Origin of the sequence: Kitasatospora sp. NPDC093806, assembly GCF_040683335.1 — a bacterium.
GTDB lineage: Bacteria > Actinomycetota > Actinomycetes > Streptomycetales > Streptomycetaceae > Kitasatospora.
The window spans coordinates 1-21,936 of sequence record NZ_JBFBDO010000123.1; the positions used below are offsets into that span (position 1 = coordinate 1).

The window sequence follows — 21,936 nt, forward strand, 5'->3', positions numbered from 1 at the left end:
GCCGCAAGGCCGACGAGATGTTCGCCGAGGCCCAGGCGAAGGCCGACGGCGAGGACGCGGCCGTCTCGGTGGGGGTGGGGGTCGCGGTGACGGTCACGGTCGCCGCCGGCGGGACGGCCGGGGCGGGCGGCTGCGGGGCCGGCTGCGGGCTGGTCGCCGCGCCGATCCAGGCCAGGCAGCAGAACGCCGCGATCGCGCTGCTGAGCAGCTTCTTCCAGAGCGGCCGCGACGCCCAGGTCCAGGCGATCAGGAAGCTCGCGAACGGGAAGACCAGGAAGCTCGCGATGTGCACGCCGCGCCGCTGCCACCAGGGGCGCGGGGCCGGCGGGGCAGCGACGGGGAACGGCGGCGGCGGAGGCGGGTACACGGGGGAGACGCGTCCTTGGGGTGAGGAAACCGGGCAGTGCCCGCACAAACTACCTCTCACATGATCAGCTGTTCATTTCTTCACCTGTTCGGATTCGAAATGTGATCAGGCCCTGGTGGCCGGTGTCCACGGCAGTCCACGGCACATCAACTACCCGTTGGTAGGGACGCGGCCCTGTTGTCGAGGTCATGTCCGCTGTGAAACAACGGAGGTGACGTCGACTCAGGAGGAGTCCGGATGAGAGTCCTGGCCCGTATCGCCCCGCCGCTCCTGCTCGCCACCGCCCTGGTGGCCTCCACCGCCGGACCGGCCGGCGCGGCACCGCCCCCGGCCAAGGTGCCCGAAGCGGTCGGCTGGGGCGGGGCGGTGGCCAGCGTGGACGCCGACGCCACCGCGGCCGGGATCGAGGTGCTGCGCAAGGGCGGCAACGCCGTGGACGCGGCGGTGGCGGTCGCCGCCGCGCTCGGCGTCACCGAGCCGTACTCGGCCGGGATCGGCGGCGGCGGGTACTTCGTCTACTACGACCACGCCACCGGCCGGGTGCACACCATCGACGGCCGGGAGACCGCCTCGCGGACCGCCGACGAGTCGCTGTTCCTGGAGGGCGGCAAGCCGCTGCCGTTCGCCGACGCCGTCACCAGCGGCCTCTCGGTCGGGGTGCCCGGCTCCCCGGCCACCTGGGAGACCGCCGTCCGGCTCTGGGGCAAGCGCCCCTTCGGCGAGGCGCTCAAGCCGGCCCAGCGGATCGCCGAACAGGGCTTCACCGTCGACCAGACCTTCCAGGACCAGACCGCGCTCAACCTGGCCCGGTTCAAGGACTTCCCCGACACCGCCCGGCTCTTCCTGCCCGGCGGCGCGCTCCCGGTGGTCGGCTCGACCTTCCGCAACCCCGACCTCGCCGCCACCTACCGTCAGCTCGGCCGGGACGGCACCAAGGCGCTCTACCAGGGCGACCTCGGCGCCGACGTGGTCCGCGCCATCCAGCACCCGCCGGTCGACCCGGCCTCCGGCCGCAACGCCCGCCCCGGCAAGGTGGACGCCGCCGACCTGGCGGGCTACCAGGTCCGCCGCCAGCAGCCCACCCACGTCGCCTACCGGGACTACGACGTCTACTCGATCGCCCCGTCCAGCTCCGGCGGCACCACGGTCGGCGAGGCGCTCGGCATCCTGGAGGACGGCGAACTCGGCGGGTACGACGCCACCCAGTACTACCACCACTTCCTGGAGGCCTCGCGGCTCGCCTTCGCCGACCGCAACCGCTGGGTCGGCGACCCGGCGTTCAACGACGTCCCGGTGCGGGAGCTGCTCTCCGCCCGGTTCGCGGCCTCCCGGGCCTGCCTGATCAGCCCCGACCGCGCCCTCACCAGCCCGGTCGCCCCCGGCGACCCGCGCAACCCCGCCGACTGCGCGAGCGCCGGCCCCGTCCAGCCCGAGCCCTACGAGGGCCTGAGCACCAGCCACCTGACGGTGGCCGACCGCTGGGGCAACGTCGTCTCCTACACCCTCACCCTGGAGCAGACCGGCGGCAGCGGCATCACCGTCCCCGGCCGGGGCTTCCTGCTCAACAACGAGCTGACCGACTTCAACTTCAGCCCGCTGGTCCCCGGCGTGCCCGACCCGAACCTGCCCGGTCCCGGCAAGCGCCCGCGCTCCTCGCTCTCGCCGACCATCGTGCTGCGCGACGGCGAGCCGCTGCTCGCGGCCGGCTCGCCCGGCGGCTCGACCATCATCACCACCACCCTCCAGGTGCTGCTCGGCCGCCTGGACCGGGGCCTGAGCCTGGCCCAGGCGATCGCCGCGCCGCGCGCCAGCCAGCGCAACACCGCCGCCAGCCAGGCCGAGCCGGGCTTCCTGGCGCTGCCCGAACGGGCCCGGCTGGAGGCGCTCGGCCACGTGTTCGCGAGCACGCCGGAGATCGGCGCGGCGACCGGCGTCGAGCGGCTGCCGGACGGCCGCTGGGTCGCGGCGGCCGAGCCGGTGCGCCGCGGCGGCGGCTCGGCGGCGGTGGTCCGGCCCGCGCCCTGAGGCCGGACGCCCTGAGACCGGACACCCTGAGACCGGACACCCTGAGGCAGCAGGACGCCCCGAGGCCGGGCGGCTTTGTCGGTGGGCGGCGGTAGATTCGGGGTGGGCGCCGGTGTCGGCGCCCACCCGTCGTCCGAAGCACCGTCCGAACCACCGGGAAGGCCGCCCGCCGTGACCGTCCGCATCGCCACCTGGAACATCAACTCCGTCACCGCGCGGCTGCCCAAGCTGCTCGAATGGCTGGAGAGCGCCAAGCCGGACGTGCTCTGCCTTCAGGAGCTCAAGTGCGCCGCCGACGCGTTCCCGTACGAGGAGGTGCGCGCGCTGGGCTACGAGACGGCCGCGCACGGCACCGGCCGGTGGAACGGCGTGGCGATCGTCTCCCGGCTCGGCCTCGACGAGGTGGTCCGCGACCTGCCCGGCCAGCCGGGCTACCTCGCCGACGACGCCCTGCTGGCCGACGTCGAGCCGCGCGCCATCGCCGCCACCTGCGGCCCGGTCCGGGTCTGGTCGGTCTACGTGCCCAACGGCCGCGAGGTCGACCACGCCCACTACCGCTACAAGCTGGAGTGGCTGGAGGCGCTGCGCGCGGCCGCGCTGACGGACGCGGCGGGCGAGCGCCCGTTCGCCGTCCTCGGTGACTTCAACATCGCCCCGGCCGACGAGGACGTCTACGACGTCGCCGCCTTCGAGGGCCTGACCCACGTCACCCCCGCCGAGCGGGCCGCGCTCGCCGCCCTGGCCGAGGCGGGGCTGCACGACGTGGTGCCGCGTCCGCTCAAGTACGACCGCCCCTACACCTACTGGGACTACCGCCAGCTGGCCTTCCCGAAGAACCGGGGCATGCGGATCGACCTCACCTACGGCAACAAGCCCTTCCTCGACGCCGTCACGGACAGCTACGTCGACCGCGAGGCCCGCAAGGGCAAGGGCACCTCGGACCACGCCCCGGTGGTCGTCGACCTCGACCTCTGAGGCCCGCCTCCGGGAGCGGGGGCCTCGAACGGCGCGCTCCCTCGAACGGCGCGGCCCCTCCAGCGGCGCGGTCCCTCGAACGGGCCAGAGCGGTGGCCGGACGGGGGCGGTGTTCCTACCGTCGGTGAGTAACTGGGTGTGGTTGTTCGATCACGTGGACATCGGAGTCCCCGGCCGCGCCCGAGAATCCCGGAGGTTCCGGTATGCGCCCCACGCGTACGGCCGCCGCCGCCCTGATCGGCGCGACGGTGCTGACCGGCCTGACGGCCCCCCTCGCGCTGGCCAAGGACGGCGCGGCCACGGTCAGCCCGTCCCAGGCCGCACCGGGCCAGACCGTGACGGTCACGGTCTCCTGTGAGAAGTCGGACAAGCCCAACGCCAAGACCATCACGGCCAACTCCCAGGCCTTCGAGGGCGGCCCGGCCACCCTCACGCTCGGGTCGGACGGCAAGCACACCGGCTCCGCCCGGCTGGCGGGCAAGTCCGGCGGTGACAACAAGGTCGACGGGACCTGCCCGGACGGCGCCGCCTTCGCCACCAACGTCACGGTGACCACGGTCTCGGTGTCCACCTCCGGCGGCTCCTCGCCCACCGGGCTGGGCGGCTGGAGCGAGGCGGCGGGCGAGTGGGCCGGTTCGCTGGGGCAGTCCGGCGCGGGCAGTCAGCAGGTCGCCCCGCACGGTGCGGTGAAGACCGGTCTGGGCGGCTCGGTGGCGGCCGACCCGGCGGAGCTGGCCGGCGGCGCGCTGCTGGTCGTCGGCGGGGTCGGCGGCTTCTGGCTGCTGCGGCGGCGGGCGGCCGGCACGGGATCGGCCTGAGGGAGCGTCCCGAAGCTCGTGCACCCGTGCGCGGAGGTGTGGTCGGACGGTCCGTCCGGCGGCACCTCCGCGCACGGGTGTGCGCGGTGGCTGCGGTGGCCGCAGTCGCCGCGGTCGCTCAGGCCAGCACCGGGCGGGCCGTGGAGGCGTGCCGTTCGACGCCCTCCCGGGCCTCCCGGATCCGGTGCTCGGAGCCCTCGGCGGCCTTGAGCGCGCCGCTGGCCAGCAGGTACTGCGCCAGGATGTACGTCGCCATGATCCAGAACTGGTGCCCGGGCAGCTCCCGCCACTTGGCCAGCTTGGTGGCGATCAGCGTGTCCGAGAGCAGGAACAGCGCCCCGCCCAGCCCGGTCCGCACGCCCAGCCCGGCCGAGGTGACCGCCGTCGAGGCGAGCAGCAGGCTGTATCCGGCCACCGGCATCCGCAGGTCCCCGAGGTCCGGCCAGAGCCGGCCGACCATCACCGCCCACGCCGTCGCGTACGCCGCCGCGACCACCAGCGCCCGGCGCCGCTCGGTCAGCGCGCCCTGGCCGACGAACATCGTCACGTAGCAGACGTGCGCCGCCGCGAACGAGCCCATCCCGGCGAGGAACGCGGTGTCGTTGCCCAGCTGGAGCAGGACGTCCCCGCCGGTGCTCAGCAGCAGGGCCGGCGCGAGCAGCCGCGGCGCCTGCCCGCCCGCCGCCGTGGCGCTGGTGACGCTGTGCGCGGCCAGCAGCGGCATCAGGGCGGGCTTGGTGGCGTGCCGGAGCGCGGGCCGGTCGCCCAGGATCGCCCCCAGGTGGGCCGCCGAGGTGGCGGCGAGGCCGGTGAGCAGGCCGGTGGTCGAGCGCAGCCGGCCGCCGAGAACGGCGCGGGTGGTCGTACGGAGGCTCATACGGCGGTGTCCTTCGGGTGGGTGGGGGAGCGGAACGGCGGGGCGGGTGGCCCGTGGGGGCACGATAGGCGACCCGGGCGGGGCACGGAAGAGATTGTTACCGGTGCGTAGGTCGGGCCCCGCAACCGGGGTGACGCGACGCCGGTCCGGCGGCCCGCCCACCTCCCGCCCACCGTCCGCGCACCCCGCGCACACCTCCCGTCGGCCGTCCGGCCGGATCCCGCCGGGACCCGGGCGGCTGCCAGCGGGGGCCGCGCCCACCGTCTAGTCTGGTCCACGACATGGAGCAGCAGGAGTACGCGACCGGCGCCGCGCGGGTGGCCGCCGGCAGGTCGGACGGGCGCACGGGCGGGGCGGGGCTGAGCGCCACCGACGCCGTCCTCGTCGTACGCGCGACCGCCCCTGCCGCGGCGCCCGTCACCGTCATACGCGCGGCCGGAGCTGACGCCCCGCCGGATCCGGCGCCCGAGTCCGCGGCGCCCGATTCTGCGGCGCGCCCCGCGAGCGCCTCGCCCGCCGAGCCCGGGTCGCCCGACGAGCCCGCGTCGGACGCCGAGCCGGTGGACCCCGCCATCCTCTCGCCCGACCCGGGGCTGCTCCGGCTCGCCCGCTGGTTCGCCGAGGCCGATCCGGGCACCGCCGACGACCTCTGCGCCGCCTCCTTCGGCCTCTACCCGGCCCGCCACTTCGGCGTCCCCGCCACCACCCCTCCGCCCGACTCCGACCCCGTCACCGCTCCCGCCACGGCCCCCGTCACCGTCGAACCGGCCGCCGAAGCCGGGGCCGAGGCCGACGCGGAGACCGAGGTCAGCTGGTGGCACGGCCCCACCGCCCACACCCCCGCGCTGCTGCGGGCCCGCGAGGCCCGCCCGGTCCGCGGCCTGCGCCGGGCCCGCCGGGACGCCGCCGCGCTGCCCGTCGTCCGCTCGGGCGCCAAGCCCGGCACGCCCGGCCGCCACCGCAAGCCCGAGCACTCCCGCGGCGCGGCCGCCGGCCCGCAGGACCGTTCCGCCGCCACCACCGCCGCCGAACGTCGGATCGCCGCCCGGCTGCTGCTGGCCCACCCGCTGGTCACCGCCTCCGGGCCGCACGCCGACGGCTTCCCGCTGATCCGCCGTCACCGCGACTGGCTCACCGAACGCTTCGACACCCTGCTCGGCTACCGCCTGGCGGTCGGCCCCTGGCACGCCCGCCTGTACAAGGCCGGCCTCGGCCCCGGCGCCACCCGCCGGCTCGAACACCCCGCCACCGGCGCCCCGTTCACCCCCGGCGGGTACGCGCGGCTCGCGCTCGCCTTGGCCCTGCTGGTCGACGCGCCCGAGCAGCTGCCGCTCGGCCGGCTGCTGGACGCGATGGGCGACGGCGACCCGGTCGCCGCCACCGACCCCGGCGCGCCCGCCGCGCCGACGGACCCGGGCGCCCTCGCGATGGCGTTCGCGGTGCTCGCCGACTGGCAGGTGCTCGCCGACCTCCCGGCCGACCTGACCGACCCGGCCGCCGTCCTGACGGTGGACCGGGAGCTCGCCCGCGCCGTGCCGGCCGGTCCGCCCGCGCTCGCCGCCGACGCCGCCGACCTGGTCCGCCGGGCGGCCGAGGCCGAACCCGGCACCGCCGTCCGCCGCCGCCTCGCCGAGACCCCGGCCGTGCTGGCCGCCGACCTGACCGAGGACCAGCGCGCCTGGCTGCGCGACCACCGGCACACCGGCCCGGCCGCCCTCGCCGATTTCCTCGGCCTGGAGGTGGAACCGCGCGCCGAGGGCGTCGCCCTGCTCGACCCGGCCGAGGAGCTCACCGACCTCGCCCTGCCCGGCGTCGGCACCGCCGCCCAGGCGGCCCTGCTGCTGGTCGAGCGCCTGGTCGAGGAGGTCCGGCCGCTCCCCGGTGAGCCCACCGGGGCCGACGTGCCGGTGCCGGACGCGCTGATAGACGGAGTGCTCGGCGACATCGCCGACGAGTACGGCCTCCCGGCCGGCTGGCGCCGCGACTACCTGGCCGACCGCACCGCGCTGCGCCGCGACGCCCTGGACCTGCTCCACCGGATGGGCCTGATCACCCCGGCCCCGCGCGGCACCCGGCCCCCGGGCTGGCTGCTCCGCGCCCCCGCCGCCCGCTACGCCCCGGCCCCGGACCTGCTGCCCGCCCCGGGCACCGGCCGCCACTCCCGCCCCGCCCCGGCGATCACCGTCCCGGCGCCGGCGGCCTCCCGAGCCGAACAGCCCGCCTGAGAATCACACGCGGACGATCTCGGCCCGAGAGCCGCAGAGCATGATCATGTCGTCAGGGTCCGAGGTGAAGATCGTCACCGCACCGCGCTGCCGCAAGGCGATGGCGGCGAGGGCGGAATCGATGGCGTACTTGTGGCCGTGCAGGCCCGCGTCGGCCAGCAGGGCGATCGCCTCGTTGGCGATTTCCGCTGTGACCGGTTCCACGATGATGCGTGACAGCATCCATTGCCAGAGCGGCCGGTTGATCTTCTTGTGGTAGCTCTCCACCAGGGTCATCGAGCTGGTGATGACGCGGACACCTTGCTGCTGCGCGGCCTTGATGCGGGCGCCCATCAGCGGATCGCCGTTCACCGCCCTCGACAGCGCCTCGCAATCGAGCACATGAACGAGCTTCATCAGCTCGCCTTCGCCATGGGCTCGGGCGGGTTCCGGCGCTCGGCATGGCGGTGGTGGAGCTCACGAAGCTCCTCCTCGGCCTGGGCCATGGCGTCGTCGGGCACCGGACCGTACTCCACTTCCCAGCGATCGACGAACTCTGCGAGTTGGTCCTGCTCGCGCTTGAGCCTTATGGCCTGAGCGACGTAGCGGCTGAACTCGCCCGGGCCGACCTGGGTGCGGATCTCCTCCGCGAGCTCCTCGGGCAGCGTCACGGTGTACTTCTTGGTCGTCGCCATACCGCCGACCCTACCATCGTGAAATGTGTCCCCGGTCACATCAACGTCTGGCGGTCGCCGTGGCCGTGGCGGTGGTGCCGTGGCGGACCGTTTCTACGGTGGCGCCGACGCCGAGGGTGCCCAGGGCGATCGAGGCGAGGACGGCGGTGCAGGCCAGGAAGCGGCGGTGGCGCTGCGGCATGGGGAAGCGCGGTTCCTGGAGGGTCGCCGAAAGTCGGGCGTTCATGACAGGAAGGGTTCCAGGGCGGTGTGAACGGTCGCTACGTGCGGGTGAAGTCCGGATGGGAGGTGGGCGTCGGCTTGGACGTTGTACGCAACGTCCCAGGTCATGCCCCACCTCGGGGCGGTCCGGCCCCGGGGTGGGACGGGGCGGCCTCACCCGGACGGGGGACGGCGCTCCCCCCGGCGGGCGTCGGCCATCGCCTCGCCGACCGCGACCCGGACGGCGTCCCGCAGCCCGTGCGCGGGGTGGAACCGGGACGGCCCGGCGGCCGGGTCCGAGCGCAGTTCCTTCACCAGCGCGACGCACAGCAGCAGCATCACCGCGACGAACGGCAGCGCGACCAGGATGGTGGCGTTCTGCAGCGCGGTGAGCCCGCCGGCCAGCAGCAGCGCGGCCGCGACCCCGCCCATCAGCACGCCCCACACCACCACCAGCCAGGTACGCGGGTGCAGCGAGCCGCGGCTGGAGAGCGAGCCGAGGACGAGCGAGGCGGAGTCGGCGCTGGTGATGAAGAAGGTCATCACCAGCAGCACCGCGACCACGCTGGTCACCGAGCCGAGCGGGAGCGCGCGCAGCATCTCGAACAGCGAGGCCTCGGCGCCCTGCGGGATGGTCTCGACGAGGTCGGCGGCGCCGGTGCCGTCCAGCCGGATCGCCGTGCCGCCCATCACGCAGAACCAGATCACGGTGGCCCCGCTGGGCACCAGCAGCACGCCGACCAGGAACTGCCGGACGGTGCGGCCGCGCGAGATGCGGGCGATGAAGGTGCCGACGAACGGCGCCCAGGACAGCCACCAGGCCCAGTAGAAGATGGTCCAGGAGCCGAGCCAGCTCTCGGAGGTGAAGGCGCCGGTCTGGGTGGACATGTCGAGCAGGTCGGAGAGGTAGCCGCCGACCGTCGACGGGATCGAGTCCAGGACGAAGACGGACGGGCCGAAGACGAAGACGAAGAGCATGATCAGCGAGGCCAGCACCACGTTGGCGGTGGAGAGCCACTTGACGCCCTTGTGCACCCCGGAGAAGGCGGAGACGACGAAGGCGGCGCTCAGCGAGGCGATGATCACCAGCTGGGTGCGCTCGGTGTTGGTGACGTCGGAGATGTAGCCGAGGCCGTCGGCCACCTGGAGGGCGCCGAGGCCGAGGCTGGTGGCCGAGCCGAAGACGGTGGCGAAGACGGCGAGCAGGTCGATCGCCCGGCCGGTCCAGCCGTCCGCGCCGCGCTGCCCGATCAGCGGGACGAACGCGGCGGAGATCCGGTTGCCCCGGCCCTTGCGGAAGGTGGTGTAGGCGAGCGCGAGGCCGCAGACCGCGTAGATCGCCCAGGGGTGCAGGGTCCAGTGGAAGAGCGAGAACTCCAGCGCCTGCTGGGCGGCGGCCGCGGACTGCGGCTCCAGGCCGGAGCCGGGCTGCGGGGTGGCGAACAGCTGGAGCGGCTCGCCGACGCCGTAGAACATCAGGCCGATGCCCATGCCCGCGCTGAACATCATGGCGACCCAGGCGAGGGTGGAGAACTCCGGCTCGTCCTCGTCGCGGCCGAGCCGGATGCGGCCGAAGCGGCTGAAGGCGAGCAGCACGGTGAGGACGAGGAAGACATCGGCGGCGACCACGAACAGCCAGCCGAAGTTGTGCAGGACCCAGCCGAGGGCGGTGCTCGACGTGGAGCCGAGGGAGTCCTCGGCGAAGATCCCCCAGGCGACGACGCCGAGCACCAGGACGGCGCTGATCCCGAAGACCGCCCGGTCGACCGGGAGGGTGGCGGCGGGTTCGTCCGGGGGCTCGGGCGGCTGACTGCTCATGGGGGTACCTCTCGCGGCGTACTGGCGGGCCGACGACATGGGCCGACGACATGATCGGAAAAGGGATACATGTCGTACTATGTCCAGTTCCCGCCGGGAGAGCCGGGAGGGCGCGCCGGGGAGGGGTGACCTGAGCGGGCGTCAGACGGGCGCCGGGTCGGGCGTCGGTCGGACGCCGCCGGGTGCCTCGGAGCGGGTGGCTTGAGGTGGGTGGATCGGGGTGGGTGCCCGTCAGGCCGCCGCGTACGGGCGGGATGAGGGCACGGTCGCGTCCAGGTAGCCGGCCAGGGCGTTCCGGCTGCGGGTCAGCTCGCCGATCCGGGTGTCGAGTTCGGCCAGCTCGCCGCGGAGGGTGCCGAGCAGGTCGGGGCAGGCCTCCAGGGCGGGGATGGGGCCGTGGGCGCAGGGGAGGATGCTCGCGATCACCCGGGTGGACAGGCCCGCCGCCAGCAGGCTGCGGATCTGCCGCACCCGGACGCCGTCCTCCTCGCCGTACTCGCGGTAGCCGCCGGTGGAGCGGGCCGGTTCGAGCAGGCCCTGCTCCTCGTAGTACCGCAGCAGGCGGGTGGACACCCCGGTCAGGCGGGCGAGTTCTCCGATGCGCATGACCGGGCGAACGCCGCAGCTCACCGGGGTGTTCCCGGCCCGCTCGGGGACACGCCGGCGAGCCGCGGCGCCGCGGTTACCCGGCGGCCGGGCCGGCGAGGAAGTCCAGCACCAGCTCCCGCAGCTCCGGCAGCCGCTCGACCATCGGCAGGTGACCCGTCGCCAGCTCGGTCAGCCGGGCGCCGGGGATGCCCTCGGCCAGGGCCCGGTGCTGAGCCGGCGCGACCAGGTCGTCCTCGCTGGTGGAGATCACCAGGGTGGGGGCGGTGACGGCGGCCAGCTCGGTCCGGACATCGGCGCGGGCGGCCAGCTCGAACTGCCAGCGGAAGCCGGCCGGCGCCGGCGTGGCGGCCAGGGCGGCGCGCAGTTCGGCGAGCTGTTCGGCGGGCAGCGCCTCCACCCAGCTCCGGCCGAAGCCGACCGTCAGCAGCTGGTTGGCCAGCAGCTCGGGGTGTCCGGCGAGGGCGAGGGCCTGGTCGGCGAGCACCCGGAGCCGCTGCGAGCCGCCGGCCACGCCCGCGAGCAGCAGCAGCGAGCGGACCCGGCCGGGGTAGCGGGTGGCGATCCGGACGGCGACGGCGGCGCCGAGCGAGTAGCCGGCCAGGTCGAAGTCGGCCAGGCCCGCCTCGTCGGCGGCGGCCACCAGGCGGTCGGCGAGCTCGTCGAGTGACGGCGCGTCCGGCTCGTCCGGGCTGTCGCCGGAGCCCGGGTAGTCGGGGGCGACGACGGTGCGGTGGGCGGCGAGGTCGTCGAGCAGCGGGCCCCAGTTGTCGGCGGCGCTGCCGCCCGCGCCGTGTGCGAGCAGCAGGCCGGGGCCGCCGCCGCGGACGATGCGGGCGAGCGGGGCGGCGGCCGGGGCGGTGGCGGAGGCGGTGGGGGAGGCCGGGCTCTGGGCGGGGCGCTGGGTGGTCATGGCGTGCTCCTGTGCTGGTCGGGCGGGGTGTGGGCGGTCGGCCCGCTCCGCACGCTAGAAGTTGACACCGGTGTGAAGGTCAAGTCCGACGGCTCGACCGGCGGCGGTCCGGTCCCCGGGATCGGCTGACGCGGTGTCGGCGGCGGCCCTATGATCCCGGTCGTGACCGGGGGAGCGCGCGCTGTGACGTCCGCCGGACGGCCCGCCGTCCGCGCCGTCGTCGAGCCTGCCCGGGGCGCGTCCATATCCGCGTCCGGACGCGGGCGATCCGCCTGCCGTTGTCGTTGTCGCTGTCGCTGTCGCTGTCGCTGTCGCTGTTGCTGTTGCTGTCGCCTGCTCGGCCGCTGATTCCCCGCCGCTGAGCCCGTCCCCGGCCCGAGCCGGGGACGTCGCGCGCCCGCGCGTCCGCCACCGCCACGCATGACCACTGCCACGCCTGCCCCCATGCCCGACCACGACCCGAACGGAAGTGTGCCCATGCCCGCCGAACAGCTCTCCGAGGCCGCCTACGACCGGCTCCGCCGCCGCCAGTGGCTGGCCGGCGAGGCCCGCGCCGACGGCGTGGAGCGCCGCACCCTGCTGCGGATGCTCGCCGCCGCCGGGGTGATCGCCGCGCCCACCGCCGGCGCGCTGCTCACCGCGCGGCCCGCGCTCGCCCGCACCGCGGCGGACCCCGGTGCCGCGGCCGGTCCCGCCGCCGGTCCCGCCGCCGGGCCGGTGCCGGGGATCGTCAAGCCGCTGCCCGCCGAGTGGTTCGTCCCGCGCGGCACCAACGCCGAGATGCGCTTCGACGCGCTGCGGGACGGCGCGGACGGCGCACCCGTCGGCCGGCACATCCCGGTGGAACGGTTCTTCGTCCGCAACCACACCAGTACCCCGCTGATCGACGCCGACGGCTGGCGGCTGAAGCTCTTCGGCAGCGGCCTGCGCGGCGCCCCGACCGCCGACCGGCCGGTCGAGTTCTCCCTCGCCGACCTGCGCGCACTCCCCGCGCACTCGATCAGCGCCCTGATCGAGTGCGCCGGCAACGGCCGCAGCTTCTACGGCAGCCAGCAGCACCAGACCGTGCCCGGCACCCCGTGGACGCTCGGCGGGATCGGCTCGGCCCGCTGGCGCGGCGTCCGGCTCGCGGACGTGCTGCGCCGGGCGGGCCTGACCCGCGACGCGGTGGACGTGCTGCCCAGCGGCCTCGACCCGGAGTTCACGGCCGGCGGCGTCAGCCTCGGCCGGGTCCGCCGCCCGCTGCCGGTCGGCAAGGCGCTGGACGACGTCCTGCTCGCCTACGAGATGAACGGCGACCCGCTCACTCCCGACCACGGCGCGCCGGTGCGCCTGGTGGTGCCGGGCTGGGTCGGGATCGCCTCGATCAAGTGGGTCGGCTCGATCGAGGTCGCCGACCAGCCGCTCTACTCGCCCTGGAACACCGACTTCTACCGCCTCTTCGGCCCCGACCACCCGGCCGGCGGCAGCGCGCCGCTCACCACCCAGGTGGTGAAGAGCGCCTTCGAGCTGGCCCGCGGCGCCGTTCTCCCGGCCGGGCGGAGCCACCGCCTGCACGGCCGCTCCTGGTCGGGCGCGGCGCCGATCCGCCGGGTCGAGGTGTCCGTGGACGGCGGGCGGCGGTGGCGCCGGGCCGAGCTGCGCGACGAGCCGCGCGCCGACGACTGGACGCGCTGGAGCGTCGAGTGGCGCCCGGCGGCGTCCGGCCCGTACGAGCTGCGGGCCCGGGCCGTCGACCGCCGGGGCAACACCCAGCCCGAGGTGGCGGTGTTCAACCGCGAGGGCTACCTGTTCGACGCGGTGGTGGTGCACCCGGTGACGGTGGCCTGATCCCGCCCCCTCGGGTACCGCTCCCCGCGCCGCCCCCCGGGCGGAGGGTTCAGGCGGACGGGACCTCGTACGGGGCGGGATAGGGCGTCTCGTACGGGGTCAGCACCAGCCGCACCACGTCCTCCAGCCGCCGCCGGGCGTCGCCGAGCGTGGTGCGGCCGGTCACCCAGGCGGTCAGCTCGCCCTGCCAGGCGTGGCCGACGATGTGCCGCACCAGGTCGCTCGCCGCGGCCGGCACCTCGTCGGCCATCACCGCCTGGAGCGCGGTGCTGTCGGCCCGGGCCATGCCCTGCAGGGCCTCGCTGGCGAAGGGGTCGGTGGAGGCGGCGACGGCCACCCGGAGCCGGGCCAGTTCGGGTTGGCGCTGGTAGGCGCGCATCCCGCCGCGGACGAACCGCGCCACCCGGTCGGTGCCGCCCAGCCCGGCGCGCGGTCCGCGCAGCTCCGCCACCAGGTCGGCCAGCAGCAGCCGGTGCCACTCGGCGATCGCCGCCGCCAACAGGTGGTCCTTGGAGGAGAAGTAGCGGTACGCCGTCCCCAGGGCGACTCCGGACCGCTCGCAGACCTGCTTCATCTGCAGCCGCTCGACGCCGATCTCGTTCACCAGGGCGAGCGCGGCCGCGATCAGGCTCTCGCGGCGTTCGAGCTGACGTGGAGACATGGCCTCCACCGGCCGTGGTGACAGGTCAACCTTGGTCACCCGCACCATGATACGGGCCGGGGCCGCTCAGGAATATGACGCCCACCCGCCGCCTGCTGTTGGGCGGGGGGTCAACCGCCCGTTCCGCGGGCCCGGCAGCGGCGGTCGGCGGCAACCGTCGGCGGCAACCGTCGGCGGCGTCGGGCCCGGCCGGCGAGGTCAGCGGGGGGCGACCACCCGTTCGCGGATCAGCGCCTCCTGGACGGCGGAGGCCACCAGCCGGCCCTCGCGGTCGTAGAACTCGCCGAGCGACAGCCCGCGGCCGTCCGAGGAGGACGGGCTGCGCTGGGCGAAGAGCAGCCACTCGTCGGCGCGGAACGGCCGGTGGAACCACATCGCGTGGTCCAGCGAGGCCATCAGCAGCCGGGGCGGCTCACGGCGCTGGAAGAAGTTCGGCTGGAGGTGCAGCCCGGCCGTCGAGGCCAGCGTGAGGTCCGACAGGTAGGTGAGCGCGCAGACGTGCAGCAGCGGGTCGTCGGCGGGCAGCGGGGAGCCGGCCCGCAGCCAGACGAACTGCTGCGGCATCCCGGGCACGCTCGGCGGCACGCCCGGCGCGTCCGGCGGGACGAAGCGCAGCTCCATGGCGCCGAAGCCGCTGGCGGCGAGCGCCGCGCGGGAGGCGTCGTCCCAGGAGGCGAAGACGTCCGGCAGCTCCTCGGGGCCGGGCAGCGGGGGGACCTCCCGGTGCCGGTCGGAGGCCGGTTCGGGGCGCTTGAAGGAGGCGGAGAGGGTGAAGACCGCCTCGCCGCCCTGCAGCGCCGTCACCCGCCGGGTGGCGTAGGAGGAGCCCTGCCGGACCTCGTCCACCCGGTAGTCGATCGGGCGGGTCGGGTCGCCGGCGACCAGGAAGTAGCCGTGCAGCGAGTGCACCGCGCGGTCGGTGCCGACCGTCCGCCCGGCCGCCACCAGGGCCTGCGCGGCGACGTGGCCGCCGAACGCGCGCATCGGCGCCCCGGCGTGGCAGTGGCCGCGGAACGTGTTCTCGTCGAGCTGCTCGATCCACAGCAGTTCGGCGAACGAGCCGGCCGTGTCGGCCGCGCGTCTGTCCTGTTCGGTCAGCTCTGTCACCGGCCCATAGTGACAGAACCGAAGCGCCCGTTGGTGTGACCTGGGTAACCCTTTCGGGCGAATATCGCACTAGAACCTGTTCCAGAACCGTGCCGCCGGGGCGTTCGGCCGGACCGACTGTCAGTGCCCTGACCTACCGTCATCGACATGTCGCAATCCGCACACGCGTACGCCTATCTGCGCCCGTCCGCCGTCCTCGACGGTGCGGCCGGCCGGCGCCTCGCCCTGGAGACCTCCGGTGGGGCCACCCCGCTCGGGGCGGCCGCCCACCCGCGCTTCTTCGCGGGCTTCCTGGCCGAGCCCGCGCCGGCCGCCGCCGCGCTGCTCGCCGTCGCCGACGTCGCGGCGGCCCGCTACTACCAGCCACAGCTGCGCGCCTCGCTCGATCCGGTGGTCACCGCCAACGGCGACCGGATCCGCTTCGAGTCCTTCTCCGGCTGCTGCGGCGTCTACGCCCGCCTCGACGTGCTCGCCGCCGGCCTGGACGGCGACGAGATCGGCCACGGCACCACCAACGTCGACGTCAACAACCCGCTGCGCGAGGCGCTCACCCGGATCGGCCCGGCCGAGCCGCTGCACCTCGCGGTCGGCCCGGACGCCCTGGAGGTCACCACCTTCGACGGCCCGGTCGTCGAGAAGAAGGTCCCGCTGCCGGAGCGCTGGCTGCGCGGCTTCGCCGAGACCCAGGTCACCGCCGCCGGCTTCGACCTGCGGGCCGAGCTGCCGGCCGCCGAGGCGGTCCGCTTCCTGCGCGGGCTGCCGCGCGGCGGCGGCCGGTCCGGCTCCCGCACGGTGCAGTGGGTCGTCCCGGCCGGGCGGACGCTGCGCCCGACCTCCCGGCCGGTGCCCGGCGCGGTCTGCCTGCCCGGCCCGGAGCGGCTCGTCGCGCTCCAGCGGGTGCTGCGGCACGCGCAGGCGCTGCGGGTGTACGGGCCGCCGGTGCCCGGCACCGGGCCGACGGCCTCCGCCTGGGAGGTCGTGCTGCCCGGGATGCGGCTGACCCTCACCCTCTCGCCGGACGCCTCCCGGGGCTTCAGCGGCGAGGGCGGGGTGCTCGGCGCGCTGGCCCGGGACACCGCCGAGCCGGACGCCGACCTGGTCGCGGCGCTGCTCGCCTGGGAGCCGCGGATCGAGATCGGCGAGCTCGCCGAGCAGGCCGGGATCACCCCGGCCCGGGTCCGGGCGGCGCTCACCCGGCTCGGCACCGCCGGGCAGATCGGCTACGACGCCGCCGAGGCCGCGTACTTCCACCGCCAGCTGCCCTACGACGCCGGGCGGGCGGAGAGCGGCAACCCGCGGCTGAAGGCGGCCCGGGCCCTGGTCGCGGCGGGCGCGGTCCGGCTGGAGGAGGGCGGCTCACTGGCCACCGTCACGGTGGACGACCACATCCAGCGGGTGCGCTCGGACGCGGCGGGCGCGGTCGGCTGCACCTGCCTCTGGTGGGCCAAGTACCGGGGCGGGCGCGGCCCGTGCAAGCACGTCCTGGCGGTCGGTATGGTCCGGGACGGCGCGGCGGCGGCACGGGAGGGCACGGCGCCGGGCGGCGTGGCGCAGGAGCGCACGGCGCAGGACGACACACTTCGGGAGGGGACGCGATGAGCACGACGGGCACGCTGGGGACGGACGCGGCGACGGGCGCGGTGAGCGGGGTGGAGCAGTTGCTGGAGGCGGTCCGCGAGGGCCGGACGCCGCAGCTGCCGGGGCTGGTCGCGGCCCTCGGGCCGGCCGAGCGGCGGGCCTGCCTCCCGGCGCTCAAGGAGCTGCGCCGGGAGAACCGGGCCGAGTGGTCGAGGGCGGCCTACGGGCGGATGGGAGCGCTGCTGGTGGCCGGCGCCGGCTGCCACACCGGCGCCGCGGGAGCCGCCACCTGGATCGGCGCACGGGACTTCAGCGGCCGCTCCTGGGTCAAGGACCCGGCGCTCGCCGAGGTGGTCGCGGCCCAGCCGGAGGAGTGGCAGATCGAGGTGGTCGGCCGGCTCGCCGCCAAGCGCGGCTCCGGCTGGAGCTGGGACCTCTACCCGCTGATCGAAGGGGTGGTGCGGCGGACCGGCTGCGCCGTCCCGGCCTCGGACGACTTCGTCGCCGAGTGGCTGCGCTCGGCGGCCGGGGCGGAGAACGGCCCGCGCGGCCTCGTCGACACCCTGCTGGAGCGGCTGCGGGTGGACACCTTCACCCCGGTCCTGCTGCCCCGGGTGTTCGAACTCGACGACGTCGCCTGGCCGCTGGACACCCGCTACAGCAACCGGCCCGGCGACTCCTGGCCGGAGGCGCTCGCCGGGCTCGCCGAGCGCGGCCCGATCGGTCGGGCCGAGCTGGTCGAGCGCTGCCTCGCCCGGCTGGTGCGCGGCGGCAAGCCCGCCGACCAGCGGGCCTTCCTCGCCGTGCTGACCACCCTCGCGCCCACCCCGCAGGAGTACGCCGGCCACGTCCGCGACCTGGTCGCGATGCTGGACGCGCTGTCGGTGGTGGCCGGCCACGCCCAGCAGGTGCTCGCCGGGCTGGACGAGGCCGGGCTGATCGCGCCCGAGGTGGCCGAGGAGGCGTCGGCGGTGGTGCTGTTCCGCGCCGAGAAGAAGCTGGTGCGGGCTCAGCTGGCCTGGCTGGAGCAGGCCGCCCGGCGGTCGCCGGAGCGCTCCGGGCCGGTCGTGCTGGCCGCCGCCCAGGCCTTCGGCCACCCCGACGGCACCGTCCAGGAGCGCGCCCTCAACGTGGTCGCCCGCCGGCTCAAGGAGGCCGGCGAGGCCGTCCTGCCCGAGCTGCGACTGGCCGCCGAGTCGCTCAACCCGGCGCACCACGCGCGGGCCGCCGACCTGTTCGGCGCGCCGGTCGGCGCGGCCGACGGCGACGGTGACACCGCGTGGGACGAACTGCTCCCGCCGGCCCCGGTGCCGGCCCCGCTCGGCGAGCCGCTCGCCACCCCGGCCGAGGTCGCCGAGGAGCTGGCCGCGCTGCTGGCCGCCGACCCGCCGGGAGTCGCCGACTTCGAGCGGGTGCTGGACGGCCTGGTCCGGCACACCCACCGCGACCGGGACGCGCTCGTCGAGGCGCTGGAGCCGGTGCTGCGGGCGCGCCCGTGGCAGAGCATCGGCGACTACCACGACTGCCGGCCGCACGACGTGCTCTACGTCGCGGCGGCCGTCAGCGGGCTGACCCCGCCGCACCGGCTCTGGGAGTCGCTCGGCCGCCGGGGGCGGTCGCCGCTGCGCAGCGACCAGTGCACCCCGTACGGCGCGGTGCTGGCCGCCCGGCTGGAGGAGGCGGCCTGGCTGGTCACCGCCACCCGTCCGCCGCACCTGCTGGCCACCCCGACCGACGCCACCGGCGCGATCGCCGCCGCCACCCTGGTCGGGCGGCTCGCCGGCTACGAGGCGGCGAAGGTGGTGCCCGGCGCGGCGGACCTGGACGCCGCGCTGCTGCGGGTCGCCCCGACGGCGGACCCGGAGGTCCTGGCGGCCGCCGACCGGCTGGCCTCGCCGGCCGGTCGGTGGCTGGCCGCCTGGTTGCGCGGGGGCGGGGTGCCGGCGCAGCCCTCGGAGCGGGCGCTCTACGCCCCGGAGCCGTCGAAGCGGCGCTCCTGGCAGACGTCCTGGGAGGAGCTCAAGCGGGTCGAGGTGGCCCAGCCGGGCAGCGACGGCGGCCCGGTCGGACCGGGGGGCGAGCGGCTCGGCGAGGAGTTCCGGGCGCTGCTGGCCGCCACCGCGCCCAGCGACTCCCGGGTCCGCAAGCAGGCCGACTGGCTCTGGAACCCCACCGCGCACTGGGCCGCGATGCTGCCGCACCACCGGGAGGAGCAGGCGGCCCGCTGGCTCGACTGGTTCGCACCCGTCGCCGACCGCGACCAGCGCGGCGCCGCCGGGACGCTCGTGGTGCTCGCCGAGGCCGGCGGCCCGGCCGGGCTCGCGCTCCACCTCGCCCTGGCCTACTGCCTCGGTGCCCGCTTCCCCGAGGACCGCACCGCCGCGGTGGACGCCCTGCTGGTCCTCGCGGCCCGCGGCGACCTGGACGGCGCCGTGCTCGGCCGCGAGCTGGGCGAACTGGTGGCGCTCGGCACGGTGAAGCCCAACCGGCTCGCCGAGTCGCTGACCGGGGCCGCCGCCACCGGCGCGTACCGCACGGTCTGGTCGCTGCTCGGGCCCGCGCTGCCCGCCCTGCTCGGCGGCGAGGTGCTGCGCGGCACCGCCGAGCTGCTGGCGGTGGCGGCGGACGCGGCCCGGCGCTGCGGGGCGCGCGGCCCGATACCGGAGGTGACGGCGGTGGCCGGCCGGCCGGGCTCCGGCCGCCTGGTCAAGGAGGCCCGCGCCCTGCGGGAGGTGCTGGCCGGCTGACGGACCGCGGGGGGAGGACAGCCGCCCACGGGGGATCACGGGGGCTCACGGGGGCTCACGGAGTTTGAGAACGTTCGTTCTTGACCGGGCGTTCTTAAACTCCTAGAGTCCTCGTCATGGGAAGACCACGCGCCTTCGACGAGGAGCAGGCCGTCCGGGCGGCGGCGGAGCTGTTCGCCGTCCACGGGTACGAAGGGACCTCGGTGGACGACCTGGTCACCGGGCTCGGCGTCCACCGGGGCAGCCTCTACAAGGTGTTCGGCAGCAAACGCGGCCTCTACCTCGCCGCGCTGCGCCGTCACCTCGACGAGGAGGTGCTGCCGCTCGCGGCGGCCCTCACCCCGGCCGACGGCCTCCCGGCCGTGCTGACCCGGGCGGTGGCCGCCTTCGACGGCGGACCGGCCGCCGGCCTGCTGCTCTCGGCGGCGGTCGAACGGGCCGGGAGCGATCCGGAGGTCGGCGAGCTGGTCGCCGAGGGGCTGGCCGCGCTCGACGGCGCGCTCGGCGCCGCGCTCGCCCGCGCGGGCGGCGGGCACCCGGCGGCTCCGGTGCCGGCCTCGGCCCCGGTCCCGGCGCCGGAGCCGGCGGGGTGCTCGCCGCGACCGTGCTCGGCCTGCGGCTGCGGGCCCGCGCGGGCGTCGGCGGGCCCTCCGCCGCCTCGGTGCTCGCCTTCGCCGCGGCCACCGAGCGGACCACCGAGCGGTCCGTCGGCCAGCCCGCCGAGCCGTCCACCGATCAGTCCGCCTGAGCACGGCACCCACGACCGAAACCCCCTGGGAGGAACAGTTCCATGGCCCGTGTGAGCGTCAACGACAACACCCTCGTCGTCGAGATCGAGGGCCTCGACCGCCTCTGGGCGATCCGCAGCCGGATCGAGATCCCGCTCGGCAACGTCCGGGGCGCCACCGTCGACCCCGGGATCTTCCGCGAACCCAAGGGGATCAGGGTCGGCGGCACGCACTTCCCCGGGGTGATCACCGCGGGCACCTTCCGATCCGGCGGCGAATGGGTCTTCTGGGACGTCAAGAACCCGGCCGGGGCGGTGGTGATCGAGCTCGCCGACGAGCGCTACAGCCGCCTGGTGGTCGAGGTCGAGGACCCGCGCGCCACCGTCGACCTGGTCGAACGGGCCAAGCGCCCCGCCGCCTGACGCCCAGGCACGTCCGGTCACGCCCCGGCCACACCCCGGTCATGTCCGGGGCACGTCCGGGGCACGTCCGCGCCGGGGGGCCCGTCTATGGTGATCGGGTCCCCCGCCGCCGTACCCCGCCCGGAGCACCCGTGCTGCACCTGCGTCTGATCGTCCCCGCCGACCTGCGCGACACCGTGCTCAGCTGCCTGGACGACTGCGTGGGTGTCACCCACGTGGTGCTGCTCCCCGCCGCCGCCGTCCGGCCCGCCGGGGACCTGGTGCTCTGCGACGTGGCGCGCGAGTCGGCGGACGAGGTGCTGGGCGCGCTGCGCGGCACCGGGCTCACCGAGCGCGGGGCGATCGACGTCGAGCAGGTCGAGCTGACCCTCTCGGCCGCCGCCGACGAGGCCGAACGGCTCGCGCCCGGCGAGGGCGCCGACGCGCTGGTCTGGGAGGCGGTCTCCGAGATCACCCACGAGGAGTCCACGCTCACCGGCGTCTACCTGGCCTTCCTGGCCGTGGCGACGATGCTGGCGGCCTGCGGCGCGGTGCTGGACAGCGCGATCCTGGTGGTCGGCGCGATGGCGGTCGGGCCCGAGTTCGGGCCGCTGGCCGGGCTGTGCGTCGCGCTCGTCCAGCGGCGCTCGCGGCCCGCGCTGCGGTCGCTGAACGCGCTGGTCGCCGGGTTCGCGGTGGCGATGGCGCTGACCGTCGCCTTCTCGCTGCTGATGGACGGCCTGGGGCTGTTCAGCCACGAGCAGTTCGACGCCGACCGGCCCAACACCTCCTTCATCTGGCAGCCGGACGCCACCTCCTTCGTGGTGGCCTTCCTGGCCGGCATCGCCGGTCTGCTCTCGCTGACCTCGGCGAAGGCCGGGATGCTGGTCGGCGTGGCGATCTCGGTGACCACCGTGCCGGCCGCCGCCAATGCGGCCGTCGCGCTCGGGTACGGCGATTTCCGGCAGTTCTGGGGATCGAGCGCGCAGCTGCTGCTGAACATGCTGGGGATCGTGGTGGCCGGGGTGCTGACGCTGCTGGTGCAGCAGGGCGCGTGGCGGGCGATCCGCCGCAAGGCCGCCGAGGAGCAGCGCCCGGCCGCCTGAGCACCGCCCGCTGCCGGGGCGGACGGCGTTCGGGCGGTTCAGACCGGCACGCCGTCGTCCTCGGCCGTCGCCTCGGGGCGGGTCGAATCCTGCCGGGCCGTCGGCTCCTTCCGGTCCGCGTCGGCACGTCCACCGGCCGCCGGCTGCCCCGCTCCCGAGTGCGCCGCTCCCGGCTGTCCCACTCCCGTGTGCCCCGCCCCCGACGGCGCCGCCGCCGTGCCCCCGGCCGCCGCCGCGCGGGCACCGGATCCGGCCCCGGTGCCGGGGCCCCGCCAGGAC

At 75.9% G+C, this 21,936-nt stretch carries 19 protein-coding genes and 2 pseudogenes; 11 read left to right on the forward strand and 10 right to left on the reverse strand.

Going from position 1 to position 21,936, the window contains the following annotated elements:
- Nucleotides 1–292 (reverse strand): annotated as a pseudogene (locus AB0N76_RS34415) (hypothetical protein); the annotation flags it as partial.
- A 312-nt stretch (nt 293–604) separates the two neighbouring features.
- On the opposite strand from AB0N76_RS34415, the gene ggt reads away from it, so the two are divergent.
- The 3 genes from ggt to AB0N76_RS34430 all read left to right on the forward strand — a co-directional run bounded on the left by ggt (nt 605) and on the right by AB0N76_RS34430 (nt 4,185).
- Nucleotides 605–2,392, forward strand: coding sequence for a gamma-glutamyltransferase (ggt, locus tag AB0N76_RS34420; RefSeq protein ID WP_363564046.1), 1,788 nt, complete (start codon nt 605–607; stop codon nt 2,390–2,392).
- Between the two features lie 171 nt (nt 2,393–2,563).
- On the forward strand, nt 2,564–3,367 hold the full coding sequence (locus tag AB0N76_RS34425; protein WP_363564048.1) for an exodeoxyribonuclease III: 804 nt from the start codon (nt 2,564–2,566) through the stop codon (nt 3,365–3,367).
- A gap of 203 nt (nt 3,368–3,570) precedes the next feature.
- On the forward strand, nt 3,571–4,185 hold the full coding sequence (locus AB0N76_RS34430; RefSeq protein WP_363564050.1) for a hypothetical protein: 615 nt from the start codon (nt 3,571–3,573) through the stop codon (nt 4,183–4,185).
- Between the two features lie 118 nt (nt 4,186–4,303).
- Here the strand turns inward: AB0N76_RS34430 and AB0N76_RS34435 are convergent, their stop codons facing one another.
- A complete protein-coding gene (locus tag AB0N76_RS34435; RefSeq protein WP_363564052.1) occupies nt 4,304–5,062 on the reverse strand; it encodes a lysoplasmalogenase in 759 nt (252 codons plus the stop codon).
- A gap of 281 nt (nt 5,063–5,343) precedes the next feature.
- Between AB0N76_RS34435 and AB0N76_RS34440 the strand changes: the two genes are divergently transcribed.
- On the forward strand, nt 5,344–7,287 hold the full coding sequence (locus AB0N76_RS34440; RefSeq protein WP_363564054.1) for a DUF2398 family protein: 1,944 nt from the start codon (nt 5,344–5,346) through the stop codon (nt 7,285–7,287).
- Between the two features lie 3 nt (nt 7,288–7,290).
- Here AB0N76_RS34440 and AB0N76_RS34445 read toward each other — a convergent pair whose 3' ends face one another.
- The 6 genes from AB0N76_RS34445 to AB0N76_RS34470 form a co-directional block, all read right to left on the reverse strand.
- Nucleotides 7,291–7,683 carry a PIN domain-containing protein gene (locus tag AB0N76_RS34445; RefSeq protein ID WP_363564056.1) on the reverse strand — a complete coding sequence of 131 codons (393 nt, stop codon included), beginning with the start codon at nt 7,681–7,683 and terminating at the stop codon, nt 7,291–7,293.
- On the reverse strand, nt 7,683–7,961 hold the full coding sequence (locus AB0N76_RS34450; protein WP_363564058.1) for a hypothetical protein: 279 nt from the start codon (nt 7,959–7,961) through the stop codon (nt 7,683–7,685). The genes AB0N76_RS34445 and AB0N76_RS34450 overlap by 1 nt, the downstream gene beginning before the upstream one ends.
- 40 nt (nt 7,962–8,001) lie before the next feature.
- Nucleotides 8,002–8,187 carry a hypothetical protein gene (locus AB0N76_RS34455; RefSeq protein WP_363564060.1) on the reverse strand — a complete coding sequence of 62 codons (186 nt, stop codon included), beginning with the start codon at nt 8,185–8,187 and terminating at the stop codon, nt 8,002–8,004.
- 149 nt (nt 8,188–8,336) lie between these two features.
- Complete coding sequence (locus tag AB0N76_RS34460) at nt 8,337–9,980, reverse strand: BCCT family transporter (RefSeq protein WP_363564062.1); 1,644 nt, start codon at nt 9,978–9,980, stop codon at nt 8,337–8,339.
- Nucleotides 9,981–10,211: 231 nt separating this feature from the next.
- Nucleotides 10,212–10,586, reverse strand: coding sequence for a MerR family transcriptional regulator (locus AB0N76_RS34465; RefSeq protein WP_363564064.1), 375 nt, complete (start codon nt 10,584–10,586; stop codon nt 10,212–10,214).
- A gap of 76 nt (nt 10,587–10,662) precedes the next feature.
- On the reverse strand, nt 10,663–11,499 hold the full coding sequence (locus AB0N76_RS34470; protein ID WP_363564066.1) for an alpha/beta fold hydrolase: 837 nt from the start codon (nt 11,497–11,499) through the stop codon (nt 10,663–10,665).
- 477 nt (nt 11,500–11,976) lie between these two features.
- Here AB0N76_RS34470 and AB0N76_RS34475 point away from each other — a divergent pair, with 477 nt between their 5' ends.
- A complete protein-coding gene (locus tag AB0N76_RS34475; protein ID WP_363564068.1) occupies nt 11,977–13,329 on the forward strand; it encodes a sulfite oxidase in 1,353 nt (450 codons plus the stop codon).
- 49 nt (nt 13,330–13,378) lie between these two features.
- Here AB0N76_RS34475 and AB0N76_RS34480 read toward each other — a convergent pair whose 3' ends face one another.
- Entirely contained in the window at nt 13,379–14,029 is a 651-nt protein-coding gene (locus AB0N76_RS34480; RefSeq protein ID WP_363564070.1) for a TetR/AcrR family transcriptional regulator, read from the reverse strand.
- Between the two features lie 159 nt (nt 14,030–14,188).
- Nucleotides 14,189–15,097, reverse strand: a complete 909-nt coding sequence (locus AB0N76_RS34485; protein WP_363564072.1) for an acyl-CoA thioesterase domain-containing protein — start codon at nt 15,095–15,097, stop codon at nt 14,189–14,191.
- 147 nt (nt 15,098–15,244) lie between these two features.
- Here AB0N76_RS34485 and AB0N76_RS34490 point away from each other — a divergent pair, with 147 nt between their 5' ends.
- The 6 genes and pseudogenes from AB0N76_RS34490 (at nt 15,245) to AB0N76_RS34515 (ending at nt 21,657) form a co-directional block, all read left to right on the forward strand.
- On the forward strand, nt 15,245–16,696 hold the full coding sequence (locus tag AB0N76_RS34490; protein WP_363564074.1) for an SWIM zinc finger family protein: 1,452 nt from the start codon (nt 15,245–15,247) through the stop codon (nt 16,694–16,696).
- Nucleotides 16,693–19,422 (forward strand): DUF6493 family protein, encoded by a 2,730-nt coding sequence (locus AB0N76_RS34495; protein ID WP_363564076.1) that lies wholly within the window; start codon nt 16,693–16,695, stop codon nt 19,420–19,422. The genes AB0N76_RS34490 and AB0N76_RS34495 overlap by 4 nt, the downstream gene beginning before the upstream one ends.
- Nucleotides 19,423–19,538: 116 nt before the next feature.
- A pseudogene (locus AB0N76_RS34500) lies at nt 19,539–19,652 on the forward strand (TetR family transcriptional regulator); the annotation flags it as partial.
- Nucleotides 19,653–20,011: 359 nt separating this feature from the next.
- On the forward strand, nt 20,012–20,170 hold the full coding sequence (locus tag AB0N76_RS34505) for a hypothetical protein (protein WP_363564082.1): 159 nt from the start codon (nt 20,012–20,014) through the stop codon (nt 20,168–20,170).
- 42 nt (nt 20,171–20,212) lie between these two features.
- Complete coding sequence (locus tag AB0N76_RS34510; RefSeq protein WP_363564078.1) at nt 20,213–20,572, forward strand: hypothetical protein; 360 nt, start codon at nt 20,213–20,215, stop codon at nt 20,570–20,572.
- Nucleotides 20,573–20,703: 131 nt separating this feature from the next.
- Nucleotides 20,704–21,657: a DUF389 domain-containing protein gene (locus AB0N76_RS34515; protein WP_363564080.1), complete on the forward strand. Its 954-nt coding sequence runs from the start codon at nt 20,704–20,706 to the stop codon at nt 21,655–21,657.
- Nucleotides 21,658–21,936: the final 279 nt, after the last annotated feature.